Source organism: Cupriavidus sp. CER-90, from assembly GCF_057652055.1.
The window spans coordinates 875135-897259 of sequence record NZ_JBYGYM010000002.1 but is presented as its reverse complement, the minus strand read 5'-3'; the positions used below and the strand labels follow the sequence as shown (position 1 = coordinate 897259).

The 22125-nt window shown below is 65.9% G+C and carries 18 protein-coding genes; 16 read left to right on the top strand and 2 right to left on the bottom strand.

From position 1 onward, the window contains the following. Positions 1–52: 52 nt before the first annotated feature. From ubiB to AC24R4_RS14605, 8 genes are all read left to right on the top strand, one after another. The gene (gene ubiB / locus AC24R4_RS14640; RefSeq protein ID WP_153946529.1) at positions 53–1630 is read left to right on the top strand and encodes a ubiquinone biosynthesis regulatory protein kinase UbiB; all 1578 of its coding nucleotides are present in this window, start codon (positions 53–55) and stop codon (positions 1628–1630) included. Positions 1631–1910: 280 nt separating this feature from the next. Beyond that, complete coding sequence (locus AC24R4_RS14635) at positions 1911–3347, top strand: high affinity choline transporter 1 (protein WP_400391017.1); 1437 nt, start codon at positions 1911–1913, stop codon at positions 3345–3347. Positions 3348–3541: 194 nt separating this feature from the next. Then, a complete protein-coding gene (locus tag AC24R4_RS14630) occupies positions 3542–3847 on the top strand; it encodes an FmdB family zinc ribbon protein (RefSeq protein ID WP_400391020.1) in 306 nt (101 codons plus the stop codon). A gap of 13 nt (positions 3848–3860) precedes the next feature. Then, on the top strand, positions 3861–4556 hold the full coding sequence (locus tag AC24R4_RS14625) for a DUF502 domain-containing protein (protein WP_249640935.1): 696 nt from the start codon (positions 3861–3863) through the stop codon (positions 4554–4556). A 48-nt stretch (positions 4557–4604) separates the two neighbouring features. Next, on the top strand, positions 4605–6413 hold the full coding sequence (gene aspS / locus AC24R4_RS14620) for an aspartate--tRNA ligase (RefSeq protein WP_092595400.1): 1809 nt from the start codon (positions 4605–4607) through the stop codon (positions 6411–6413). A 199-nt stretch (positions 6414–6612) separates the two neighbouring features. Next, positions 6613–7581 (top strand): hypothetical protein, encoded by a 969-nt coding sequence (locus tag AC24R4_RS14615; RefSeq protein WP_400391024.1) that lies wholly within the window; start codon positions 6613–6615, stop codon positions 7579–7581. Between the two features lie 85 nt (positions 7582–7666). Then, complete coding sequence (nudB, locus tag AC24R4_RS14610; RefSeq protein ID WP_400391027.1) at positions 7667–8155, top strand: dihydroneopterin triphosphate diphosphatase; 489 nt, start codon at positions 7667–7669, stop codon at positions 8153–8155. Further along, positions 8152–8907 carry an endonuclease/exonuclease/phosphatase family protein gene (locus AC24R4_RS14605; RefSeq protein ID WP_153946533.1) on the top strand — a complete coding sequence of 252 codons (756 nt, stop codon included), beginning with the start codon at positions 8152–8154 and terminating at the stop codon, positions 8905–8907. The genes nudB and AC24R4_RS14605 overlap by 4 nt, the downstream gene beginning before the upstream one ends. Positions 8908–8952: 45 nt before the next feature. On the opposite strand, the gene mobB is transcribed toward AC24R4_RS14605, so the two are convergent. Beyond that, complete coding sequence (gene mobB, locus AC24R4_RS14600) at positions 8953–9465, bottom strand: molybdopterin-guanine dinucleotide biosynthesis protein B (RefSeq protein WP_400391030.1); 513 nt, start codon at positions 9463–9465, stop codon at positions 8953–8955. Between the two features lie 57 nt (positions 9466–9522). Between mobB and clsB the strand changes: the two genes are divergently transcribed. The 7 genes from clsB to AC24R4_RS14565 all read left to right on the top strand — a co-directional run bounded on the left by clsB (position 9523) and on the right by AC24R4_RS14565 (position 19453). Continuing rightward, positions 9523–10950: a cardiolipin synthase ClsB gene (gene clsB / locus AC24R4_RS14595; protein ID WP_400391033.1), complete on the top strand. Its 1428-nt coding sequence runs from the start codon at positions 9523–9525 to the stop codon at positions 10948–10950. Positions 10951–11358: 408 nt separating this feature from the next. Next, positions 11359–11949 carry a TetR/AcrR family transcriptional regulator gene (locus tag AC24R4_RS14590; RefSeq protein ID WP_092595388.1) on the top strand — a complete coding sequence of 197 codons (591 nt, stop codon included), beginning with the start codon at positions 11359–11361 and terminating at the stop codon, positions 11947–11949. 90 nt (positions 11950–12039) lie between these two features. Then, complete coding sequence (locus AC24R4_RS14585) at positions 12040–13827, top strand: acyl-CoA dehydrogenase C-terminal domain-containing protein (RefSeq protein WP_400391036.1); 1788 nt, start codon at positions 12040–12042, stop codon at positions 13825–13827. 95 nt (positions 13828–13922) lie between these two features. After that, entirely contained in the window at positions 13923–16349 is a 2427-nt protein-coding gene (locus AC24R4_RS14580) for a 3-hydroxyacyl-CoA dehydrogenase NAD-binding domain-containing protein (protein ID WP_400391039.1), read from the top strand. Between the two features lie 20 nt (positions 16350–16369). Next, positions 16370–17569 carry an acetyl-CoA C-acyltransferase gene (locus AC24R4_RS14575; protein WP_400391060.1) on the top strand — a complete coding sequence of 400 codons (1200 nt, stop codon included), beginning with the start codon at positions 16370–16372 and terminating at the stop codon, positions 17567–17569. Positions 17570–17684: 115 nt separating this feature from the next. Further along, complete coding sequence (locus tag AC24R4_RS14570) at positions 17685–18641, top strand: DegV family protein (RefSeq protein ID WP_400391042.1); 957 nt, start codon at positions 17685–17687, stop codon at positions 18639–18641. A 35-nt stretch (positions 18642–18676) separates the two neighbouring features. After that, entirely contained in the window at positions 18677–19453 is a 777-nt protein-coding gene (locus AC24R4_RS14565; protein ID WP_400391045.1) for an enoyl-CoA hydratase, read from the top strand. A gap of 114 nt (positions 19454–19567) precedes the next feature. Here AC24R4_RS14565 and AC24R4_RS14560 read toward each other — a convergent pair whose 3' ends face one another. Further along, on the bottom strand, positions 19568–19969 hold the full coding sequence (locus AC24R4_RS14560) for an acyl-CoA thioesterase (protein WP_101680068.1): 402 nt from the start codon (positions 19967–19969) through the stop codon (positions 19568–19570). Between the two features lie 113 nt (positions 19970–20082). On the opposite strand from AC24R4_RS14560, the gene AC24R4_RS14555 reads away from it, so the two are divergent. Beyond that, positions 20083–21975, top strand: a complete 1893-nt coding sequence (locus tag AC24R4_RS14555) for an ABCB family ABC transporter ATP-binding protein/permease (RefSeq protein WP_400391048.1) — start codon at positions 20083–20085, stop codon at positions 21973–21975. Positions 21976–22125: the final 150 nt, after the last annotated feature.

Sequence of the window (22125 nt, the reverse complement as noted above, 5' to 3'; positions counted from 1 at the left end):
ATGTCACTCTTCGCTGCCGCATCGCGCGGCGCCGTCTTTTGAAAATCCCCGCATGACCCGCCTGCTGCGTCTCTGCAAGATTATTTTCGTCATCCTGTACTACGGGCTCGACGAGCTTGTGCTGTCCGGCTTCAAGAGCCGGCGCATCAAGTTCCTGGTGCGCGTGATCACTATCGGCCGCAAGCTGGAACAGCCGCGCGGCGAGCGCCTGCGCCTGGCGCTGACGACCCTGGGGCCGATATTCGTCAAGTTCGGCCAGGTGCTGTCTACCCGGCGCGACCTGATGCCACCCGATATCGCCGACGAACTGGCCAAGCTGCAGGACCAGGTGCCGCCGTTCGATTCGGCGGTGGCCGTGAAGATCATCGAAAAGTCGCTGGGCCGGCCGCTGGCGCAGCTGTACGAGAATTTCGAGCACCAGCCCGTGGCCAGCGCGTCGATTGCGCAGGTCCACTTCGCCACGCTGCGCGGCGGGCCGAACCATGGCCGCGAGGTGGCCGTGAAGGTGCTGCGCCCCGGCATGCTGCCCGTGATCGACAGCGACCTGGCGCTGATGCGCGACATGGCCACGTGGCTGGAGCGCGTGTGGGTTGACGGCCGCCGCCTGAAGCCGCGCGAGGTGGTGGCCGAGTTCGACAAGTACCTGCACGACGAACTGGACCTGATGATCGAGGCGGCCAACGCCAGCCAGCTGCGCCGCAACTTTGCCGACAGCGACCTGCTGTGCGTGCCCGAGGTGTACTGGGACTGGTGTACCAGCACCGTCTTCACGATGGAGCGGATGCACGGCATTCCGATCTCGCGCACCGAATCGCTGAAGGCGGCCGGCGTCGACATGCACAAGCTGGCCGAGGAAGGCGTGGAGATCTTCTTCACGCAGGTGTTCCGCGACGGTTTCTTCCATGCCGACATGCACCCGGGCAACATCCTGGTGTCGGTGCAGCCGGAGACCTTCGGCCGGTATATCGCGCTGGACTTTGGCATCGTCGGCGCGCTGTCCGAGTTCGACAAGAACTACCTGGCGCAGAACTTCATCGCCTTCTTCCGCCGCGACTACCACCGGGTGGCACTGCTGCACGTGGAGTCGGGATGGGTGCCGCCGGAGACACGCGTCGAGGAACTGGAATCGGCGGTGCGCGCCTGCTGCGAGCCGTATTTCGACAAGCCGCTGCGCGAAATCTCGCTGGGCATGGTGCTGATGCGCCTGTTCCAGACGTCGCGCCGGTTCAACGTCGAAATCCAGCCGCAGCTGGTGCTGCTGCAGAAGACGCTGCTCAATATCGAAGGCCTGGGCCGCCAGCTGGACCCCGATCTGGACCTCTGGAAGACCGCGAAGCCGTTCCTGGAACGCTGGATGTACGAGCAGGTCGGCTGGCAGGGCGCCTGGGAGCGCGTCAAGGTCGAGGCGCCGCAATGGGCCAAGATGCTGCCCGACTTCCCGCGGCTGGCGCACCAGTTCCTGGAGCGCCGTGCGCTGCTGAACAACGGCGAGCAGGAGCGGCTGCTGACCCAGCTGGTGCACGAGCAGCGCCGTACCAACCGCCGGCTTTCCACCGCGCTGATGCTGATGGGCGGCTTCCTGGCGGGCATCGTGATCGTCCAGGCGCTGGCCTGGGCGGGCTACTGGTAAGGCTGCGCCAGATGCCGTGCGCCCCACGCTGCACCGTGCCGGTGCGAGTGTGGGGATTTGACCGCGCCCCGGGGAATTTTTTTCATTCCGGGGGGTCTGCGTCGCTATAATCCGCGTTTTGATTCGGCTACGACCGCCTATGCCCCCTCCCGGGCGCCAGCGGCCCCGACCGATGAATTGGACTCCGGGCGGAGTCAGCCTGGCGTGTTCCAAGGCATCCGGCCGGCATTCGGTTTTTCGCCACCAGGGCATTTCTGGCTATTTGGGATAGGGCAGCGGCATGCTGATCTGGTTCGTCATCATCTATTGGGTTATCTCGGTCGGCATCGGCCTGTGGGCGGCACTGCGCGTCAAGGGCACCGCCGACTTCGCCGTCGCGGGCCGCAGCCTGCCGTTCTACATCGTCACCGCCACGGTGTTTGCCACATGGTTCGGCTCTGAAACCGTGCTCGGCATCCCGGCGGTCTTCCTGAAGGAAGGCCTGTCGGGGGTGGTGTCCGACCCCTTCGGCTCGTCGCTCTGCCTGATCCTCGTCGGTCTGTTCTTCGCCCGGCCGCTGTACCGGATGAACCTGCTGACCATCGGCGACTACTATCACAACCGCTACGGCCGGCTGGCCGAAGTGCTGACCACGCTGTGCATCGTCGTGTCGTACCTGGGCTGGGTGGCGGCGCAGATCAAGGCGCTGGGCCTGGTGTTCTATACCGTGTCGGACGGCGCGCTGTCGCAGGAAGCCGGGATGATGATCGGCGCGGCCAGCGTGCTGGTCTATACGCTGTTCGGCGGTATGTGGTCGGTGGCGGTGACCGACTTCATCCAGATGATCATCATCGTGGTCGGCATGCTCTATATCGGCTACGAGGTCAGCGGCCAGGCCGGCGGCGTGACGGCCGTGGTGTCGCACGCGGCGGCGGCCGGCAAATTCGAGTTCCTGCCGTCGCTGGATCTGGTGCAGATCATCGGGTTTGCGGCGGCGCTGTTCACCATGATGCTCGGCTCGATTCCGCAGCAGGACGTGTTCCAGCGCGTGACTTCGTCGAAAACCGAACAGATCGCCGGCCGCGCGTCGGTCCTGGGCGGCGTGCTGTATTTCTTTTTCGCCTTCATCCCGATGTTCCTGGCCTATTCGGCCACGCTGATCGACCCGCAGATGGTCGAGAAGTACATCCATTCGGATTCGCAGCTGATCCTGCCGCAACTGATCCTGAACCACGCGCCGATGTTCGCGCAGGTGATGTTCTTCGGCGCGCTGCTGTCCGCCATCAAGAGCTGCGCGTCGGCCACGCTGCTGGCGCCGTCCGTGACGTTCGCGGAAAACATCCTGCGCCCGTATTTCCGCCATTTGAGCGACAAGCAGTTCCTGCGCGTGATGCAGGCGGTGGTGCTGGTCTTTACCACGCTGGTCACGCTGTTCGCGCTGAACTCGCACCTGTCGATTTTCCACATGGTGGAAAACGCCTACAAGGTGACGCTGGTGTCGGCGTTCGTGCCGCTGGCGTTCGGCCTGTTCTGGAAGCCCGCCACGCGCCAGGGCGGCCTGCTGGCCATTGTGCTTGGCCTGAGTTCCTGGCTGACCTGCGAGGTGGCCTTTGCCGACGCTACCGTGCCGCCGCAGATGGTGGGACTGCTGTGCTCGATTGGCGGCATGGTGTTCGGCTCGCTGCTGCCGCAATGGATCAGCGACCGGCCGCCGGTCCGTGAAGTGCATATTGCTTAACTTTTAAGCGCCGGGGCGATATCGTGACGATTACACCCCCGAAAGCCCGCATTTCCTGCCCGTAGACGCCTCGCCGACGGTTTATAATCAACGGCTTTGCACCGCCGCGCGGGTATTTTCGTGCGCAGGCCCTTGTCGATCCGACCGGGCGCAGCCACTTACCTGCTTTACGTTTCAGATTCCACGAAAGAACCATGCCGATCTATGCCTACCGTTGCGACGCCTGCGGCCACGGGCGCGATGTGCTGCAGAAGATGAGCGATGCCCCGCTTACGGACTGCCCATCCTGCGGCACCGCGGGGACCTTCAAGAAACAGCTAACCGCCGCCGGCTTCCAGCTCAAGGGCTCGGGCTGGTACGTGACGGATTTCCGTGGCGGCAGCGGCGGCACCAGCGCCGCGGCCAGCGCCCCGGCCGGTGCGCCGGCAGCCGATGCCGCGCCGGCCGCCCCGGCTGCCGCGCCCGCGGCACCGGCCACGCCGGCCGCCGGCAGCAACTGAGCGCCGGCAAGCCGTGGCTACCAAGAAAACGTCCGCCATCAAGACCTGGTTCCTGACCGGTCTGCTCGTGCTCGTGCCGCTGGGCATCACGCTGTGGGTGCTCAACCTGATCATCGGCACGATGGACCAGAGCATGGCGCTGCTGCCGCTGGCGTGGCAGCCCGAGAACATCTTCGGGCGCCGCATCCCGGGGCTGGGCGCCATCCTGACCCTGCTGTTCATCCTGCTGGTGGGCGTGCTGGCGCACAACTTCATCGGCCAGCGCCTGGTGCGCTGGTGGGAAGCGTTGCTGGGCCATATCCCGGTGGTGGGGCCGATCTATACCAGCGTGAAGCAGGTGTCGGACACGCTGCTGTCGTCGTCCGGCAACGCGTTCCGCAAGGCGCTGCTGGTGCAGTATCCGCGCGAAGGGTCATGGACTATTGCGTTTCTGACTGGACGTCCGGGCGGCGACGTGCAAAATCACCTGCAGGGCGAATACGTCAGCGTGTACGTGCCGACGACGCCGAACCCGACGTCGGGCTTCTTCCTGATGATGCCGAAGGCAGACACCATCGAGCTCGACATGACCGTTGACGCGGCGCTGAAGTACATCGTGTCGATGGGCGTGGTGGCGCCGACCGAACTGCCGCGCCGCACCGGCGGCGATGCCCGCGCGGACGACGGCGCCCTGGTTGCCGACGAAGTCGCCGACACCCATACCAACTGAATTTGCGCGCGGCTGCCCGGCGGCCGTGCATTACAGGGACTTTCTCCTATGTCTTCCATGCGTACACATTACTGCGGTCTGGTGACCGAACAACTGACCGGCCAGGAAGTGGCCCTGACGGGCTGGGTGCAGCGCCGTCGCGACCATGGCGGCGTGATCTTCGTCGATCTGCGTGACCGTGAAGGCCTGGTGCAGGTGGTGTGCGATCCGGACCGTCCGGAGATGTTCAAGGCCGCGGAAGAGATCCGCAACGAATTCTGCATCCGCGTGGTCGGCAAGGTGCGCCCGCGTCCGGCCGGTACCGAGAACAGCAACCTGACCTCGGGCAAGATCGAGGTGCTGTGCCACGAGCTGACCGTGCTGAACCCGTCGGTCACGCCGCCGTTCCAGCTGGACGACGACAACCTGTCGGAAACCACGCGCCTCACGCACCGCGTGCTGGACCTGCGCCGTCCGCAGATGCAATACAACCTGCGCCTGCGCTACAAGGTGGCCATGGAAGTGCGCAAGTACCTGGACGCACAGGGATTCATCGACATCGAGACCCCGATGCTGGGCAAGAGCACGCCCGAAGGCGCCCGCGACTACCTGGTGCCGTCGCGCGTGAACCCGGGCCACTTCTTCGCGCTGCCGCAGTCGCCGCAGATCTTCAAGCAGATGCTGATGGTCTCGGGCTTCGACCGCTACTACCAGATAACCAAGTGCTTCCGTGACGAGGACCTGCGCGCCGACCGCCAGCCCGAATTCACCCAGATCGACTGCGAAACGTCGTTCCTGACCGAACAGGAGATCCGTGACCTGTTCGAGGACATGATGCGCACCGTGTTCAAGAACGCCATCGACGTGGACCTGGTCTCCAAGTTCCCGGTGATGGAATTCCGCGAAGCCATGGCCCGCTTTGGCTCGGACAAGCCCGACCTGCGCGTCAAGCTGGAATTCACCGAGTTGACCGACGTCATGAAGGACGTCGATTTCAAGGTGTTCTCGGGCCCGGCCAACAGCGACAACGGTCGTGTGGTGGGCCTGCGCGTGCCGGGCGGCAGCGCCATCTCGCGCGGCGAGATCGATGCCTACACCCAGTTCGTGGCGATCTACGGCGCCAAGGGCCTGGCGTGGATCAAGGTCAACGAAGTGGCCAAGGGCCGTGACGGCCTGCAGTCGCCGATCGTGAAGAACCTGCACGACGCGTCGATTGCCGAAATCCTGAAGCGCACCGAAGCCAAGGACGGCGACATCATCTTCTTCGGGGCCGACAAGGCCAAGGTGGTCAACGACGCCATCGGCGCGCTGCGCCTGAAGATCGGCCATTCGGAATTCGGCAAGAGCACCGGCCTGTTCGAGGACACCTGGAAGCCGCTGTGGGTGATCGACTTCCCGATGTTCGAGTACGACGAGGAAGATGCCCGCTGGGTGGCCATGCACCATCCGTTCACGAGCCCCAAGGACGAGCATCTGCAGTACCTGGAAACCGACCCCGGCAAGTGCATCGCCAAGGCCTACGACATGGTGCTGAACGGCTGGGAAATGGGCGGCGGCTCGGTCCGTATCTACCGCGAGGACGTGCAGAGCAAGGTGTTCCGCGCGCTGAAGATCGGTGACGAGGAGGCCCGTGCCAAGTTCGGCTACCTGCTCGACGCGCTGCAATATGGTGCGCCGCCGCACGGCGGCCTGGCCTTCGGCCTGGACCGTATCGTGACGATGATGGCCGGTGCCGATTCGATCCGCGACGTGATCGCCTTCCCGAAGACGCAACGCGCCCAGGATCTGCTGACGCAGGCCCCGAGCTCGGTCGACGAGAAGCAACTGCGCGAACTGCATATCCGTCTGCGCGCGCAAGAGCCGAAGACGACTGCCTGATCGCCCGACCCGCGACCGGATTATTCCGGTTCCGGTACGAAAGCCGCGCACCCGCGCGGCTTTTTTGTTTTCGGCGCAAGGATGCGTTTCCATTTGTTACCACCCGGAACGAAGCCACCCTGCATGATGTCTTTCTGCCTGATGCGCGCGAAGCCGGCCCACCCGAAAGGCCGGTCGTGACGTGGGAGGACAACACCAGATGCTGCAACTCGATACGGAAACGATCCGGGCCTTCGTGCTGGCCCATGCGGAAACCATCCTGACCTGGCTGGTGGCCGGGCTGCTCATGATGCTGCTGGCGCGCTTCGAGCTGCGCCGCGCAGTGCGCAAGTCGGCCCAGGCCATGTCGGAATCGGTGGCGACCACCGTGGCGGCCTGCGTGCCCGATATCGCGCATGCCGTGCAGAGCGCGCAGCCGCTCGCCGACTACGCCCAGCCCGTGCAGGGCGAGGGCCCCGTGGCCGCGCAGCGTGCCGACGCGCTGCGCAAGCTGGCGCTGGACACCGTGGCAACCGTGATGGCCCGCGGCCGCTGGCTGGAGGATGTCGGCAACCTGCGGCTGGCCGAGGACGCGTTGCTGTCGGGCCGGCGTGCCGGGGGGGCAGACCCGCTGCTCGTGGTGGCGCCGCAACCCGTGGTGCAGGCCTACCTGACCGCCCAGCGCACGTTTGACGACGAAGCGACGCGTCTGCAGACCCATCGGCGCGAGGCGCTCCGCCTGCAGGAAGCCTTGCAGCAGGTGAACGCCGAGGCCGCCCATGTCGAGCAGGAAACGGCCAGCATCGTGCTGCGCTTCGAACAGGTCAACGCCCAGGCCGCGCAAGGCGTGGAGGCGGGGGATTACCAGCGGTTCCTGATCCAGAAATACAACCAGCTCGGCATGCGCGAGAAGGAAATCGGCCAGGAGCGTGCGGATCTGGCCGCCCAGGTGCGTGAAAGCACCGATGCGCTGGCCGAACATGCCCATGTGGCCTCGCAGCGTTATACCCAGGCGCTGGCGCCGCTGATGCAGCAACTGCGCGCCGCCTGGGGGCACGGCGATTCGCCCGAGGTCTTCGATACCTGGCTGGGCAGCATGCCCGGCACGGGGCCGGACGGCGTGGCCAGTCCTGTCCCGGGCGGACACTACCTGACGCCGCGGGCGGCGGGCGAGCAGACCGTCGCGTGATTCCACATCGCGGTATTCAGACAGCGGATGACGCCGAAGGGGGCGCCGCTGCGCTATGCTTGGGTTCTGTTGCTTTCACCGCCCCATGCGCTACAAGATCCCCGAATCGGTACTGGTCGTCATTCATACGCCAGACCTGCAAGTCCTGTTGATCGAGCGTGCCGACCGGCCAGGCTTCTGGCAATCGGTGACGGGCAGCCTCGATGCCGACGACGAGCCGCTGATGGCGACCGCCGCCCGCGAAGTTGCCGAGGAAACCGGCATCGTGGCCAGCCACTACCAGTTGACCGACTGGCGGCATACGATCGACTACGAAATCTACCCCCAGTGGCGTCATCGCTATGCGCCCGGCGTCACCCGCAATACCGAGCACTGGTTCGGCCTGTGTGTACCGGAGCCGCTGCCGGTGACGCTGGCGCCCCGTGAACACCTGCGGTTCGAGTGGCTGCCATGGCAGGCAGCCGCCGAACGCTGTTTTTCCAGCAGCAATGCGGAGGCGGTGCGCCAGCTGGCCTGGCGCATGGCCGGGGCGCAGGGCGTGGAAGCCGGGGCCGTACGTGGAGAGGCGCGATGAAACTGCGCGTCGTGACCTACAACATCCACAAGGGCGTGAAGGGGTTTTCGGGCAAGCCGCGCATCCAGAGCGTGCGCACCGGCCTGCAGTCGATGGACGCCGATATCGTGTTCCTGCAGGAAGTGCAGGATCGCAATGACCGCCTGATCGCCGCCGAACTGTTCGACCCCGATCACACCCAGCTTAACTACCTGGCCACCGACGCCTATCCACATTCGGTCTACGGGCGCAACGCCGTATACGAGCACGGGCACCACGGCAACGCGATCCTGTCGCGGCATCCGATCCTGATGTCGGAAAATCTTGATATTTCGGATCATCGCTTCGAACAGCGCGGGCTGCTGCACGCCGTGGCGGACATCCACGGCGTGGAGGCGCATCTGATCTGCGTGCATTTCGGGCTGTTCGCGCGCAGCCGGGTGCGGCAGGCCAGTGCGCTGGTGGACCGGGTGCGATCCGTGGTGCCCGACCACGCGCCGCTGGTGATCGCGGGCGACTTCAACGACTGGAACCACAAGCTCGATACTCGCATCTGCAACACGCTGAATGCCGTGGAATCGGCCCACGCCAAGAACGGACGCATTCATACCTTTCCGAGCCATATGCCGTGGTGGCAGCTCGACCGCATCTACGTGCGCGGCTTCGATATCGAACGCACGCAGGCGCTGACTGGCCGTGAGTGGGCGCAGCGATCGGATCACGTGCCGCTGATGGCCGAGCTGGCGCATCGCGTGGCGATCCCGGAAGCGTAAGGCGGCAAGACAGCGCAGGGGCCGGTACACCCCCGGAATCTGGCGTCAGTGCGATGCCAGGTAGTCGCGGATCCAGCGGTAGATGGCGTCCGCGTCGGCCAGGTCGATCACCGGCAGCGTCGTCTGCCCGGCTACCTGTTCCACCGCATCGGTGGCCACCGCCACCACGCCCGGCACGTCGGTCCAGAGCGGCGCCTTGCCGTTGGCCGGACGATAGATTTCCAGCTTGGGGAAATCGCTCCATTTGTAGCCCTCGACCATGACCAGGTCGGTGTCGGGCGGCAGCACAGCCAGGGCTTCGCCGATTTCCGGAGACGGCTTGTCTTCCGGGTAGTGGCGCATCAGCGTCAGGTGGCGGGCGCCCACCAGCACGACGTTCTCGCAGCCCCCTTGGCGCATGCGCCACGAATCCTTGCCAGGCGTGTCCGGATCGAAACCGTGGTGCGTGTGCTTGATGCCGGCGACGCGCAGGCCGCCGGCCACGAAGCGGGGGATCAACTGGTCCAGCAGCGTCGTCTTGCCGCTGCCCGAAGAACCGGCGATACCGAATACCTTCACAATGCTTTCCCTGTTGGGCGTCACAATGGCCTGACAATAGCAGAGTTCGGCCGGGCCATGTGCAGGAGCCGCCCGTTGCCCGATAATCGAGCCATGTCACGGATTTACGATCGCGCCGAACCCGAATTGCCACGGACCCCCGAGGTGACCCAGGTACCCGATGGGCGCCCGGCGCCAGTGGACGCCGCCGCGCCGCCGACGCCCGGGCCTGGCCCGAGCGGGCCCGTCCACGAGTTGCGCAGCGCCGGGGCCCATGCCAGGGCCCGGCTGATGCGCTGGGTGCGCCGCCGCGGCAGCCCGGTGCCGGGCAATCTCGTCGATCTCCTCCGTAACGGCCAGGAGTTCTTTCCGGCGCTGATCGCCGCCATCGATGCGGCGCAGGGGCACGTGGTGGTGGAGACCTATATCTACGCCGACGATGCCGTGGGCGCGCGCGTGGGCGATGCGCTGATCGCCGCCGCCCGGCGGGGCGTCGATGTGAGGCTGGTGGTGGACGGGTTTGGCGCCGGCGACATGCCCGCCGCGCTGCTGGATCGCCTGCGTGCCGGCGGCGTCAATGTGGAAATCTACCGGCCGCTGCGCGGATTCAAGTTTGCGCGGCGCCACCTGCGGCGGCTCCATCGCAAGATCGCCGTGATCGACGGCAAGGTGGCGTTCGTCGGCGGCATCAATATCATCGACGACCATAACCACGGGCCGATCGACCTGCCGGAACTGGGGCCGCGCTACGACTTCGCGGTGCGCGTGCGCGGTCCGCTGGTGGCGCAGATTGCGCTGGCATCGGCCCGGCTCTGGTTCCGCATTGCACAACGGCGCGGCCTGCGTGAAACCGCGAACGCGTTTGCCGAAGTGGAGGCGCTGACGCGCGGCGCGCGGCAGGCGCGCAGCGACGTCCAGCCTGATGGGGTGCCGGCCGCCTTGCTGCTGCGCGACAACCTGCGCAATCGCCGCACCATCGAACGCGAATACCTGTACGCGCTGGGCTCGGCGCGCCGCGATGTCATCCTGGCCAACGCCTACTTCCTGCCCGGCCACAAGATGCGGCGCGCGCTGCTGGCCTGCCGCGAGCGCGGCGTGCGGGTGCGGCTGCTGCTGCAGGGCATGGTCGAATACCGGCTCCAGCACTACGCCACCCACGCGCTCTATGCGCGGCTGCTGGAGGCCGGCGTCGAGATCTACGAGTACGAGGAAAGCTTCCTGCACGCCAAGGTGGCGGTGGTGGACGATACCTGGGCCACGGTGGGGTCGAGCAACATGGACCCGTTCAGCCTGCTGCTGGCACGCGAGGCGAATGTGGCGGTCTATGACGCCGCATTCGCCAATACGCTGCGGCTCCGGCTCGAGCGCGCCATGGTCCAGCGCAGCGCGCGTGTGATGCCCGAGGTGCATGCCAGGCTGCCGCGTTTGCGGCGCTTTGCCAATTGGGCGGCCTACTACGTGTTGCGTCTCGGCGTCGTCATCGCGGGGGTGACGGGGCGCTACTGAGGCGCCGAGGAGACGCCGAAGAGACGCCGACGCGGCGCCACACGGTAACATGGTGCCTTGCCGCAGGGCTGCCATACCCGGTTGCGCACGGGCCGCGATTGGACGCGGTTTTTAAGCCGTTGCTGCAATGCGCCGAACGGACGCCGGGGCCGGCCCCATCGGGGCCGCGTGTTTAGAAACACGGGTCTAATTAAATACTTGATGCCAGTCGGCCTCGCCAGAATAATCTGAACGACCGTTCTTTTTTGGCTTAGACTTCGTGCATTTGCGATGGCGGTTTGCTGTCGCGGCGCCTGCCGAAAGCAGCGTCAAGCCAGGAAACAGCATCCGCGGGATGCTGCAGAGAACGGAGAGAAAACCATGCGACACCAGTCAGTTCGTCTTGAATCCGCCGCCGCGCCCACGCCCTTGCGAAAGGGTGAGATGACGCGCGTGGCGATTCTCGATGCCGCACTGGAACTGTCGTCCCGCGACGGGCTGGAAGGGCTGACCATCGGCCTGCTCGCGGAACGCATGCAGATGAGCAAGAGCGGCGTGTTCGCGCATTTCGGTTCGCGCGAAGACCTGCAGGTGGAAGTGGTGCGCGAGTATCACCGGCGGTTCGAGCAGGAGGTGTTCTACCCCTCGCTGCAGGAGCCGCGCGGTCTGCCTCGCCTGTGGTCGATGGTGCGGCGCTGGATGGAAAAGCGCATCCAGGAAGTGACCACGGGTTGCATCTACATCAGCGGTGCGGTCGAGTACGACGACCGCGCGGAAAGCCCGGTGCGTGACGAGCTGGTCAAGAGCGTCACGATCTGGCGGGCCGCGCTGTTGCGTGCCATCGACCAGGCCAAGGAAGAGGGGCACCTGCGCGCGGATTGCGATCCACGCCTGATGCTGTTCGAGATGTACAGCCTTGAACTAGGCTTGCATCATGACGCCCGATTTCTGCGCCTGCCGGACAGTGCCGAACTTGCCATGGTCGCGCTCAACAAACTGATTCAGTCTTACCGTACCTGAGCCGCCCCCGGGCAACGGTCGCACGCGTCCCCTCCAGGGCGTGCGGCATGCGCGTGTGGCGGCACTAAGCAAACCTCCAAGGAGTCTTTGATGGGCCAGTACACCGCACCGTTGCGCGACATGCAGTTCGTGCTCCACGAACTGCTCGGCGCAGAAGCCGAACTCAAGGCGATGCCGCAACACGCGGACATCGACGCGGACACCATCAACCAGGTTATCGAAGAAGCCGGCAAGTTCTGCGCGGACGTGGTGTTTCCGCTGAACCAGCCCGGCGACCGCGAAGGCTGCACCTACGTCGGCGACGGCGTGGTGCGCGCACCCAAGGGCTTCAAGGAAGCCTACCAGCAGTATGTCGAGGCCGGCTGGCCCGCGCTGGCCTGCGACCCCGAATTCGGCGGCCAGGGCCTGCCGATCGTGGTCAACAACGCGCTGTACGAGATGCTGAACTCGGCCGGCCAGGCATGGACGATGTACCCGGGCCTGTCGCATGGCGCCTACGAGGCGCTGCACGCGCACGGCACGCCGGAACTGAAGCAGACCTACCTGCCCAAGCTGGTGTCGGGCGTGTGGACGGGCACGATGTGCCTGACCGAGCCGCACTGCGGCACCGACCTGGGCATCCTGCGCTCGAAGGCCGAACCGCAGGCCGACGGCTCGTACGCCATCACGGGCACGAAGATCTTCATCTCGGCCGGCGAGCACGACCTGGCCGAGAACATCATCCACCTGGTGCTGGCGCGCCTGCCGGACGCTCCGCAAGGCACCAAGGGCATCTCGCTGTTCGTCGTGCCGAAGTTCATCCCCGACGCCAACGGCAACCCGGGCGAGCGCAACGGCATCAAGTGCGGATCGATCGAGCACAAGATGGGCATCCACGGCAACGCCACCTGCGTGATGAACCTGGACGGCGCGCGCGGCTGGCTGGTGGGCGAGGCCAACAAGGGCCTCAACGCCATGTTCGTGATGATGAACGCGGCCCGCCTGGGCGTGGGCGCGCAAGGCCTGGGCCTGACCGAAGTGGCCTACCAGAACTCGCTGGCCTACGCCAAGGACCGCCTGCAGATGCGCGCGCTGACCGGCCCGAAGGCGCCCGAGAAGGCGGCCGACCCGATCATCGTGCATCCGGACGTGCGCCGCATGCTGCTCACGCAGAAGGCCTACGCCGAAGGCGGCCGCGCGTTCAGCTACTGGACCGCGCTGCAGATCGACCGCGAACTGTCGCACCCCGACGAGGCCGTGCGCAAGGAAGCCGCCGATCTGGTGGCGCTGCTGACGCCGGTGATCAAGGCCTTCCTGACCGACAACGCGTTCACGTCGACCAACGAGGGCATGCAGGTGTTCGGCGGCCACGGCTACATCGCCGAATGGGGCATGGAGCAGTACGTGCGCGACGCGCGCATCAACATGATCTACGAAGGCACCAACACGATCCAGTCGCTGGACCTGCTGGGCCGCAAGATCCTGGGCGACATGGGCGCCAAGCTGAAGGCCTTCGGCAAGATCGTGCAGCAGTTCGTCGAGGAAGAGGGCACCAACGAAGCCATGCAGGAATTCGTGAACCCGCTGGCCGACATCGGCGACAAGGTGCAGAAGCTCACGATGGAAATCGGCATGAAGGCGATGGGCAACCCCGACGAGGTGGGCGCCGCCGCCGTGCCGTACCTGCGCGTGGTGGGCCACCTGGTGTTCTCGTACTTCTGGGCCCGCATGGCCAAGATCGCGCTGGAGAAGCAGGACAGCGGCGACAAGTTCTACGTCAGCAAGCTGGCGACGGCGCGCTTCTACTTTGCCAAGCTGCTGCCGGAAACCGCCGCCGAAATCCGCAAGGCGCGCGCCGGTTCGGCCACGCTGATGGCGCTGGACGCCGATCTGTTCTGATCGGGGGTGTCTCCCCTTTCCCGTGAAACGGGAGAGGGGAGTCCACCCGCAGCATATTTATCTCTCCTCAAACGCTCACGACTCTAGGAGCGCGCATGTCCAATTTCATCGTCAAGAAAGTCGCCGTGCTCGGTGCCGGCGTCATGGGGGCGCAGATTGCCGCCCACCTGGTCAACGCCCGCGTGCCCGTGGTGCTGTTCGATCTGCCGGCCAAGGAAGGCCCCAAGAACGGCATCGCCATGCGTGCCATCGAAAACCTCAAGAAGCTGTCGCCGGCGCCGCTGGGCATCAAGGACGAGGCGGGCCTGATCCGCGCGGCCAACTACGAGGACGATCTGGAACTGCTCAAGGAATGCGACGTGGTGATCGAGGCGATCGCCGAACGCATGGACTGGAAGCACGATCTCTACAAGAAGGTGGCGCCGCATCTGGCGCCGAACGCGATCTTCGCGACGAATACCTCCGGCCTGTCGATCACGTCGCTGTCCGACGGCTTCGACACCGACCTGAAGGCACGCTTCTGCGGCGTGCACTTCTTCAATCCGCCGCGCTACATGCATCTGGTGGAACTGATCCCGACCGCCACCACGAAGCCCGAGATCCTGGACCGCCTGGAGGCCTTCCTGACCACCACGCTCGGCAAGGGCGTGGTGCGTGCCAAGGACACGCCAAACTTCATCGCCAACCGCGTGGGGATCTTCTCGATCCTGGCCGTGTTTGCCGAAGCCGAAAAGTACGGCATTCCGTTCGATATCGTCGATGACCTGACCGGCACCAAGCTGGGCCGCGCAAAGTCCGCCACGTTCCGCACCGCCGACGTGGTGGGCCTGGACACGATGGCCCACGTGATCAAGACCATGCAGGACGGCCTGGCCGGCGACCCGTTCGCGGCCGTCTACAAGACGCCGGCCGTGCTCAAGGGCCTGGTGGATGCCGGCGCGCTGGGCCAGAAGACCGGCGCGGGCTTCTACAAGAAGGAAGGCAAGGCCATCAAGGTGCTGGACGCCAAGACCGGCCAGTACGTGGATTCGGGCAAGAAGGCCGACGAGATCGTCGTGCGCATGCTCAAGAAGGACCCGGCCGAGCGCATCAGGCTGCTGCGCGAATCGACCAACCCGCAGGCGCAGTTCCTGTGGGCCGTGTTCCGCGACGTGTTCCACTACATCGGCGTCTATCTGGAGCAGATCGCCGGTTCGGCCGCCGACATCGACCTGGCGATTCGCTGGGGCTTCGGCTGGAACTCGGGTCCGTTCGAGGACTGGCAGGCCGCCGGCTGGACGCAGGTGGCGCAGTGGGTCAAGGAAGACATCGACGCAGGCAAGGCGCTGGCCAACGTGCCGCTGCCGGCCTGGGTGCTGCAAGGCCCGGTGGCCGACAACGGCGGCGTGCATACGGCACAGGGCTCGTGGTCGCCGGCGACCAGCAGCTTCGTCAAGCGTGCCGCGCTGCCGGTGTACGAGCGCCAGGTGTTCCGTGCCGCCATCAAGGGCACCGATGCGGCCGATCCGCGCCGCGCCGGCAAGACCATCGAAGAGAACGACGGTGCGCGCATCTGGACCAGCGAAGGCGCCGACGATGTGCTGGTCATCTCGTTCAAGAGCAAGATGAACACGATTGGCCCGGACGTGCTCGACACCATCGTGCGCGCCGTGGACCTGGCCGAAGCCGGGTACAAGGGCCTGGTCGTCTGGCAGCCGACGTCGCTGCAGCTGGGCGCGCCGGGCGGTCCGTTCTCGGCCGGTGCCAACCTGGAAGCCGCGATGCCGGCCTTCATGATGGGCGGCGCCAAGGGCATCGAGCCGTTCGTGAAGAAGTTCCAGGACACGATGATGCGCGTGAAGTACGCGGCGGTGCCGGTGGTGCCGGCCGTGTCCGGTATCGCGCTGGGCGGCGGCTGCGAGCTGATGCTGCATTCGGCCAGGCGCGTGGTGGCGATGGAAAGCTACGTGGGCCTGGTCGAAGTGGGCGTGGGCCTGGTGCCGGCCGGCGGCGGCCTGAAGGAAGCCGCGATTGCGGCGGCCAAGGCGGCGCAGGCCGCCGGCAGCACGAACTACCTGAACTTCGTCACCAGCCGCTTCCAGGCGGCGGCGATGGCCAAGGTGTCGACGTCGGCGCTCGATGCGCAGAAGATGGGCTACGTGCAGCCGACCGACACCATCGTCTACAACGTGCACGAACTGCTGTACGTGGCGCAGAGCGAAGTGCGCGCGCTGGCCAATGCCGGCTACCGCGCGCCGCTGCCGGGCCAGCTGATTCCGGTGGCCGGCCGCTCGGGCATCGCCACGATCCAGGCGTCGCTCGTCAACATGCGCGATGGCAATTTCATCTCGGCGCACGATTTCCTGATCGCGTCGCGCATTGCCGAAGTGGTGTGCGGCGGCGACGTGGAGGCGGGCTCGCTGGTCAGCGAAGACTGGCTGCTGGCGCTGGAACGCAAGGCGTTCATCGACCTGCTGGGCAACGGCAAGACGCAGGAGCGCATCATGGGCATGCTGCAGACGGGCAAGCCGGTGCGCAACTAATCCGCCAACGAGGAACCGACATCATGAAACAACTGCAAGACGCCTACATCGTTGCGGCTACCCGTTCGCCGATCGGCAAGGCCCCGAAGGGCGCGTTCAAGAACACCCGCCCCGACGACCTGCTGGCCTCGATCCTGAAGGCCGCGGTGGCCCAGGTGCCGGGCCTGGACCCGGCGCTGATCGAAGACGCCATTGTTGGCTGCGCCATTCCCGAAGCCCAGCAGGGCCTGAACGTGGCGCGCATCGGCGCGCTGCTGTCCGGCCTGCCCAATACGGTGGGCGGCATTACGGTGAACCGCTTCTGCGCCTCGGGCCTGTCGGCCGTGGCGATGGCGGCCGACCGCATCCGCGTGGGCGAATCGGACGTGATGATTGCCGCCGGCGTGGAATCGATGAGCATGGTGCCGATGATGGGCAACTCGCCGTCGATGTCGCCGTCGATCTTCGCGCGCGACGAGAACGTCGGCATTGCCTACGGCATGGGCCTGACCGCCGAGAAGGTGGCCACGCAATGGCAGGTGAGCCGTGAAGACCAGGACGCGTTCGCGCTGGCGTCTCACCAGAAGGCCATCGCCGCGCAGCAGGCTGGCGAATTCAACGACGAGATTACCCCGATCGAGGTAGTCGAGAAGTTTCCGGACCTCGCCACTGGTCAGGTCAGCGTCAAGACGCGTACTATCTCGCTGGACGAAGGTCCGCGCCCGGACACGTCGGTGGAAGGCCTGGCCAAGCTGCGCCCGGTGTTCGCCAACAAGGGCAGCGTGACGGCCGGCAACAGCTCGCAGACGTCGGATGGCGCCGGCGCGCTGATTCTGGTCTCGGAAAAGATCCTCAAGCAGTTCAACCTGGTGCCGCTGGCCCGTTTCGTATCGTTCGCGGTGCGCGGCGTGCCGCCGGAGATCATGGGGATCGGCCCGAAGGCCGCGATTCCGGCCGCGCTGAAGGCCGGTGGCCTGACGCAGGACCAGATCGAGTGGATCGAGCTGAACGAGGCGTTCGCCGCGCAGTCGCTGGCGGTGATGCGCGACCTGGAACTCGATCCGGGCCGCGTGAACCGCATGGGCGGCGCCATTGCGCTGGGCCATCCGCTTGGCGCGACCGGTGCGATCCGTTCGGCCACCGTGGTGCATGCGCTGCGTCGCCACAACCTGAAGTACGGCATGGTCACCATGTGCGTGGGCACCGGCATGGGGGCCGCAGGAATCTTCGAGCGCGTCTGAACGCGCCGCAGGGACAGCCCGGGGCAGGGCTGTCCCAACCTTCGATCAGATGAAGAAATGTATGGACACGAAGATGCCAACACGTTGACGCACTGACCCGGAGGAGAACAACAACATGCAGGAGACCGCCATTCTGGCCGACGCGGCATGCGACATGCCGCGTTCGATGATGGACGCGCTGGGCGTCCGCACCATCCCGTTCCGCATCCGCGCCGGCGACCGCTTCGTGGTCGATACGCGCGACGAGGCCGCGCTGCCGGACCTCTATCACCAGTACCTGGTCGGCAAGCAGGACCACTATGCCGAATCGATCCCGCTGCTCGAACGCGAGCTGGAAGACCATCTGCTGAAGAACGTCGTGGCCGGCTGCGACCGCGCCATCCTGCTGACCATCGCCAGCAGCCGCAGCAAGCTCTACGCGAATGCCACGGGCGCCGTGGTGGGCACGGTTGCCCGCAGCTTCAAGCTGCGCAAGGACGCCGGCCGCAGCGGACTGTTCGACCTGACCGTGATCGATACCGGCGCCATCGGCCCCGGCCAGGCGCTGATCGTGCGCGAGGCGGCCCGCATGCTGGCCAATGGCGCCACGGCTTCCGAAGTGGTGGACGCCGTGGAGAACCGTCTGCGCGACGCCGCGCACATGTTCCTGATTCCCGACGAACTGCTGTACATGTACACGCGCGCCAGGCACAAGGGCGAGAACAGCATCACCTGGAGCCGCTACATGCTGGGCAGCGCGTTCAATATCCGCCCGGTGATCCGCATGCACCAGGGCGAGACCGAGGCGATTGCCAAGGTGCGCGGCGCCGACGACGGCGTGCGCCGCCTGCTGGGTCATGCGGAAGCCTGCATCCGGGCCAGGTGCCTGCTGACGCCCGCCGTGGCCGCCGCCTATGCGGGCGATCTGGACGAGGTGGAATCGTGGCCGGCATGGCAGTCGCTGGCCGAGACCGCCGCGAAGTATGGCGTGGAGCTGATGCTCGCGCCGATGAGCCTGACCGTCGCGCTCAACGTGGGCGCGGGCGCGTTCGGCCTCAGTTATCTTTCCGACATGCCGCCACCGTTTGTGTGAGCGGCAGTCTGCATCACGACCGAGACGAGGAAGACATGAGCATTGCCACCCGCATCGACCAGGGCATCCTGACCATTGGTTTCGATCGCATCGACAAGAAGAACGCCATTACGGCCGCCATGTACCAGACCATGGCCGACGCGTTGCGCGCCGCCGAATCCGATAACGCCGTGCGCGTGATCGTGATCGAGGGCAAGCCTGAGATCTTCACGGCCGGCAACGACCTGGAGGATTTCATGAAGCGTCCGCCGACGCAGGGCAGCGACGGCGTCCAGCCGCCGGTGTTCCAGTTCCTGCACGCCATCAGCCATGCCACCAAACCCGTGGTGGCATCGGTCAGTGGCGCGGCGGTGGGCATCGGCACCACGCTGCTGCTGCATTGCGATCTGGTCTACGCGTCGGACACCGCCAAGCTGTCGCTGCCGTTCGCGCAACTGGGCCTGTGCCCCGAGGCGGCGTCGAGCCTGCTGCTGCCGCGCCTGGTGGGCTACCAGCGGGCTGCCGAGAAGCTGCTGCTGGGCGAAGCATTCAGCGCGCAGGAAGCATTCGCGATCGGGCTGGTGACCAAGGTGCTGCCCGTGGCGGAGCTGTCGGACTACGTGCGCCAGCAGGCGGCGAAGCTGGCGGCGCTGCCGGCGTCGTCGCTGCGCGAGACCAAGCGGCTGATGAAGGGGGATGACGTGGTGACCATCGAGAGGAAGATGGCCGAGGAGGGCGAGGTGTTCCGCCGCATGCTGGTGGCACCCGAAGCGAAGGAAGCGTTCACGGCGTTCTTCGAAAAGCGCAAGCCGGATTTCTCGAAGTTCGACTGAGGCGGCTGCCTGGGTTTGCACCCCTCTCCCGCACGCGGGAGAGGGCGGGCGAGAGGGAATTCCGGTTCAGCATGCCACGACCGGCAGGCAGAAACCGATGTCAGACCAGCCGTATCAGGCCGGCAACACGCGCGGTTGCCGGCTTTCGTCGGTGGCCACGTACGTCAGCGTGGCTTCCGTCACCTTGACGATCTCGTGGCTGTGGCGCATCCGTTGCGCGTAGACCTCCACGGACACCGTGATCGAGGTGCGGCCCGTCTTGACGATATCCGCGTAGAAACTGACCAGGTCGCCCACGAACACCGGGTGCTTGAACAGGAACGAGTTCACCGCCACCGTGGCCACGCGGCCCTGGGCGCGCTCCACCGCCGGGATCGACCCGGCAATGTCCACCTGGGCCATGATCCAGCCGCCGAACACGTCGCCGTGCACGTTGGCGTCGGCGGGCATCGGCACGACACGCAGGGCCGGGTTCTTGCCGGCTGGCAGTTCGGAGAGGGGGGCGGATGTGGACATGTCGGCGACCGATGAGAGCGGGAAATACGGGGAATTCATAAGGCAACAGGACGGTGGTCTGCCGGCCGTGGCGATCTCTGCGACAATCGCGGCATTGGCACGAATTCTAACGTATGCGCCGCTATTCCACGACCGCCGAGCCCGCCCCCACGGAGCCGGCCAATGCATTGTTCAAGGGCGCCGGTGCGCCCCGCAGCGACTGGCAGACCGTCCGCAACCTGCTGCCCTACGTCTGGCACTACAAGTGGCGGGTGATGCTGGCGCTGACCTGCCTGGTGGCCGCCAAGGTGGCCAATCTGGGTGTGCCGGTGCTGATGAAGAAGCTCGTCGACGCCATGGACATCAAGCCGGGCGACGCCACGGCGCTGCTGGTGGTGCCGGTGGGCCTGATCATCGCCTACGGGGTGCTGCGGCTGTCGGGCTCACTGTTCACGGAGTTGCGTGAAATCCTCTTTTCGAAGGTGACGCAAAGCGCGGTCCGGGAGATCGCGCTGCAAGTCTTCCGCCACCTGCACGCGCTGTCGCTGCGGTTCCACCTGGAGCGGCAGACCGGCGGCATGAGCCGCGACATCGAGCGCGGCACCCGTGGCATCCAGTCGCTGATTTCGTACTCGCTGTACAGCATCCTGCCGACGCTGGTGGAAATGTCGCTGGTCATCGGCTTCTTCTTCCTGCATTACGACATCTGGTTCGCGGCCATCACGCTGTGCGCGCTGGTGGGCTACATCGCATTCACGATCGTCGTGACCGAGTGGCGCACGCACTTCCGGCGCAAGATGAACGAACTGGATTCGCGCGCCAACCAGAAGGCCATCGACTCGCTGCTGAACTTCGAGACGGTCAAGTACTTCGGCAACGAGGAATACGAGGCGCGCCGCTACGACGAGAACCTGCGCACCTATCGCACCGCGGCCATCCGCTCGCAGAACTCGCTGTCGTTCCTGAACTTCGGCCAGCAGGCCATCATCGCCACGGGCCTGATCCTGATCCTGTGGCGCGCCACGGTAGGCGTGGCGGCCGGCAAGCTCACGCTGGGCGATCTGGTGCTGGTCAACACGCTGATGATCCAGCTGTACATCCCGCTCAACTTCCTGGGGGTGATCTACCGCGAGATCAAGCAGGCCACCACCGACATGGACCGCATGTTCGTGCTGCTGGGCACCCATCAGGAGGTGGCCGACAGCCCCGACGCGCCGCCGCTGCGCGTCAGCGGCGCCGAGGTACGCTTTCGCCACGTCGGCTTTGGCTACGAATCGAATCGCGTGATCCTGCACGACGTGGATTTCACGATCGCGGCCGGCACCACCACGGCCGTGGTTGGCCACAGCGGATCGGGCAAGTCCACGCTGGCCCGGCTGCTGTTCCGCTTCTACGACGTGACGCAGGGCGACATCGAGGTGGACGGCCAGGACATTCGCCGCGTACGCCAATCCACGCTGCGCGCGTCGATCGGCATCGTGCCGCAGGATACGGTGCTGTTCAACGACAGCATCTACTACAACATCGCCTATGGCCGGCCCGAGGCCACGCGCGAGGAAGTCATCGCCGCCGCCCAGGCTGCCCAGATCGACCATTTCATCCGGGAACTGCCGCAGGGCTACGACACGCCGGTGGGCGAGCGGGGCCTGAAGCTGTCTGGCGGCGAGAAGCAGCGCGTGGCCATCGCCCGCACGCTGCTCAAGAACCCGCCGATCCTGGTGTTCGACGAGGCCACCTCGGCACTGGACTCGCGCACCGAGCAGGCCATCCAGGCCGAACTGATGCGGCTGGCGCAGAACCGCACCACGCTGCTGATCGCGCATCGGCTGTCCACCGTGGTCCACGCCGACCAGATCCTCGTGATGGACCACGGCCGCATCGTCGAGCGCGGCACCCATGCCGACCTGATGCGTGCCAACGGCCGCTACGCCGAGATGTGGCAGATCCAGGCGCGCAACGCCGCGCAGGGTTCGCCCGATGCCGACGCGCGCGACGTCGAGGTGGGCGACGCCACGCAGGACGCCTGACGATTGTCGACAATTGCTGTCGGCAACGCGCGCCGACAGCGGCCCGCGCACAATCATGGTTCGTCAATGCACCGCGCGCACGCCTTGCGCCGGTGCATGACGGGGCGGTGAAAAGCTGGCACGTCCCTTGCGAAAAGCCCCCTCCAGAGA

Bases quoted from the DNA above. Each gene is read 5' to 3' on its own strand.
- ubiB (WP_153946529.1), top strand. From the start codon at position 53: ATGACCCGCCTGCTGCGTCTCTGCAAGATTATTTTCGTCATCCTGTAC.
- AC24R4_RS14635 (WP_400391017.1), top strand. From the start codon at position 1,911: ATGCTGATCTGGTTCGTCATCATCTATTGGGTTATCTCGGTCGGCATC.
- AC24R4_RS14630 (WP_400391020.1), top strand. From the start codon at position 3,542: ATGCCGATCTATGCCTACCGTTGCGACGCCTGCGGCCACGGGCGCGAT.
- aspS (WP_092595400.1), top strand. From the start codon at position 4,605: ATGTCTTCCATGCGTACACATTACTGCGGTCTGGTGACCGAACAACTG.
- AC24R4_RS14615 (WP_400391024.1), top strand. From the start codon at position 6,613: ATGCTGCAACTCGATACGGAAACGATCCGGGCCTTCGTGCTGGCCCAT.
- nudB (WP_400391027.1), top strand. From the start codon at position 7,667: ATGCGCTACAAGATCCCCGAATCGGTACTGGTCGTCATTCATACGCCA.
- AC24R4_RS14605 (WP_153946533.1), top strand. From the start codon at position 8,152: ATGAAACTGCGCGTCGTGACCTACAACATCCACAAGGGCGTGAAGGGG.
- clsB (WP_400391033.1), top strand. From the start codon at position 9,523: ATGTGCAGGAGCCGCCCGTTGCCCGATAATCGAGCCATGTCACGGATT.
- AC24R4_RS14585 (WP_400391036.1), top strand. From the start codon at position 12,040: ATGGGCCAGTACACCGCACCGTTGCGCGACATGCAGTTCGTGCTCCAC.
- AC24R4_RS14580 (WP_400391039.1), top strand. From the start codon at position 13,923: ATGTCCAATTTCATCGTCAAGAAAGTCGCCGTGCTCGGTGCCGGCGTC.
- AC24R4_RS14570 (WP_400391042.1), top strand. From the start codon at position 17,685: ATGCAGGAGACCGCCATTCTGGCCGACGCGGCATGCGACATGCCGCGT.
- AC24R4_RS14565 (WP_400391045.1), top strand. From the start codon at position 18,677: ATGAGCATTGCCACCCGCATCGACCAGGGCATCCTGACCATTGGTTTC.
- AC24R4_RS14560 (WP_101680068.1), bottom strand. From the start codon at position 19,969: ATGTCCACATCCGCCCCCCTCTCCGAACTGCCAGCCGGCAAGAACCCG.
- AC24R4_RS14555 (WP_400391048.1), top strand. From the start codon at position 20,083: ATGCGCCGCTATTCCACGACCGCCGAGCCCGCCCCCACGGAGCCGGCC.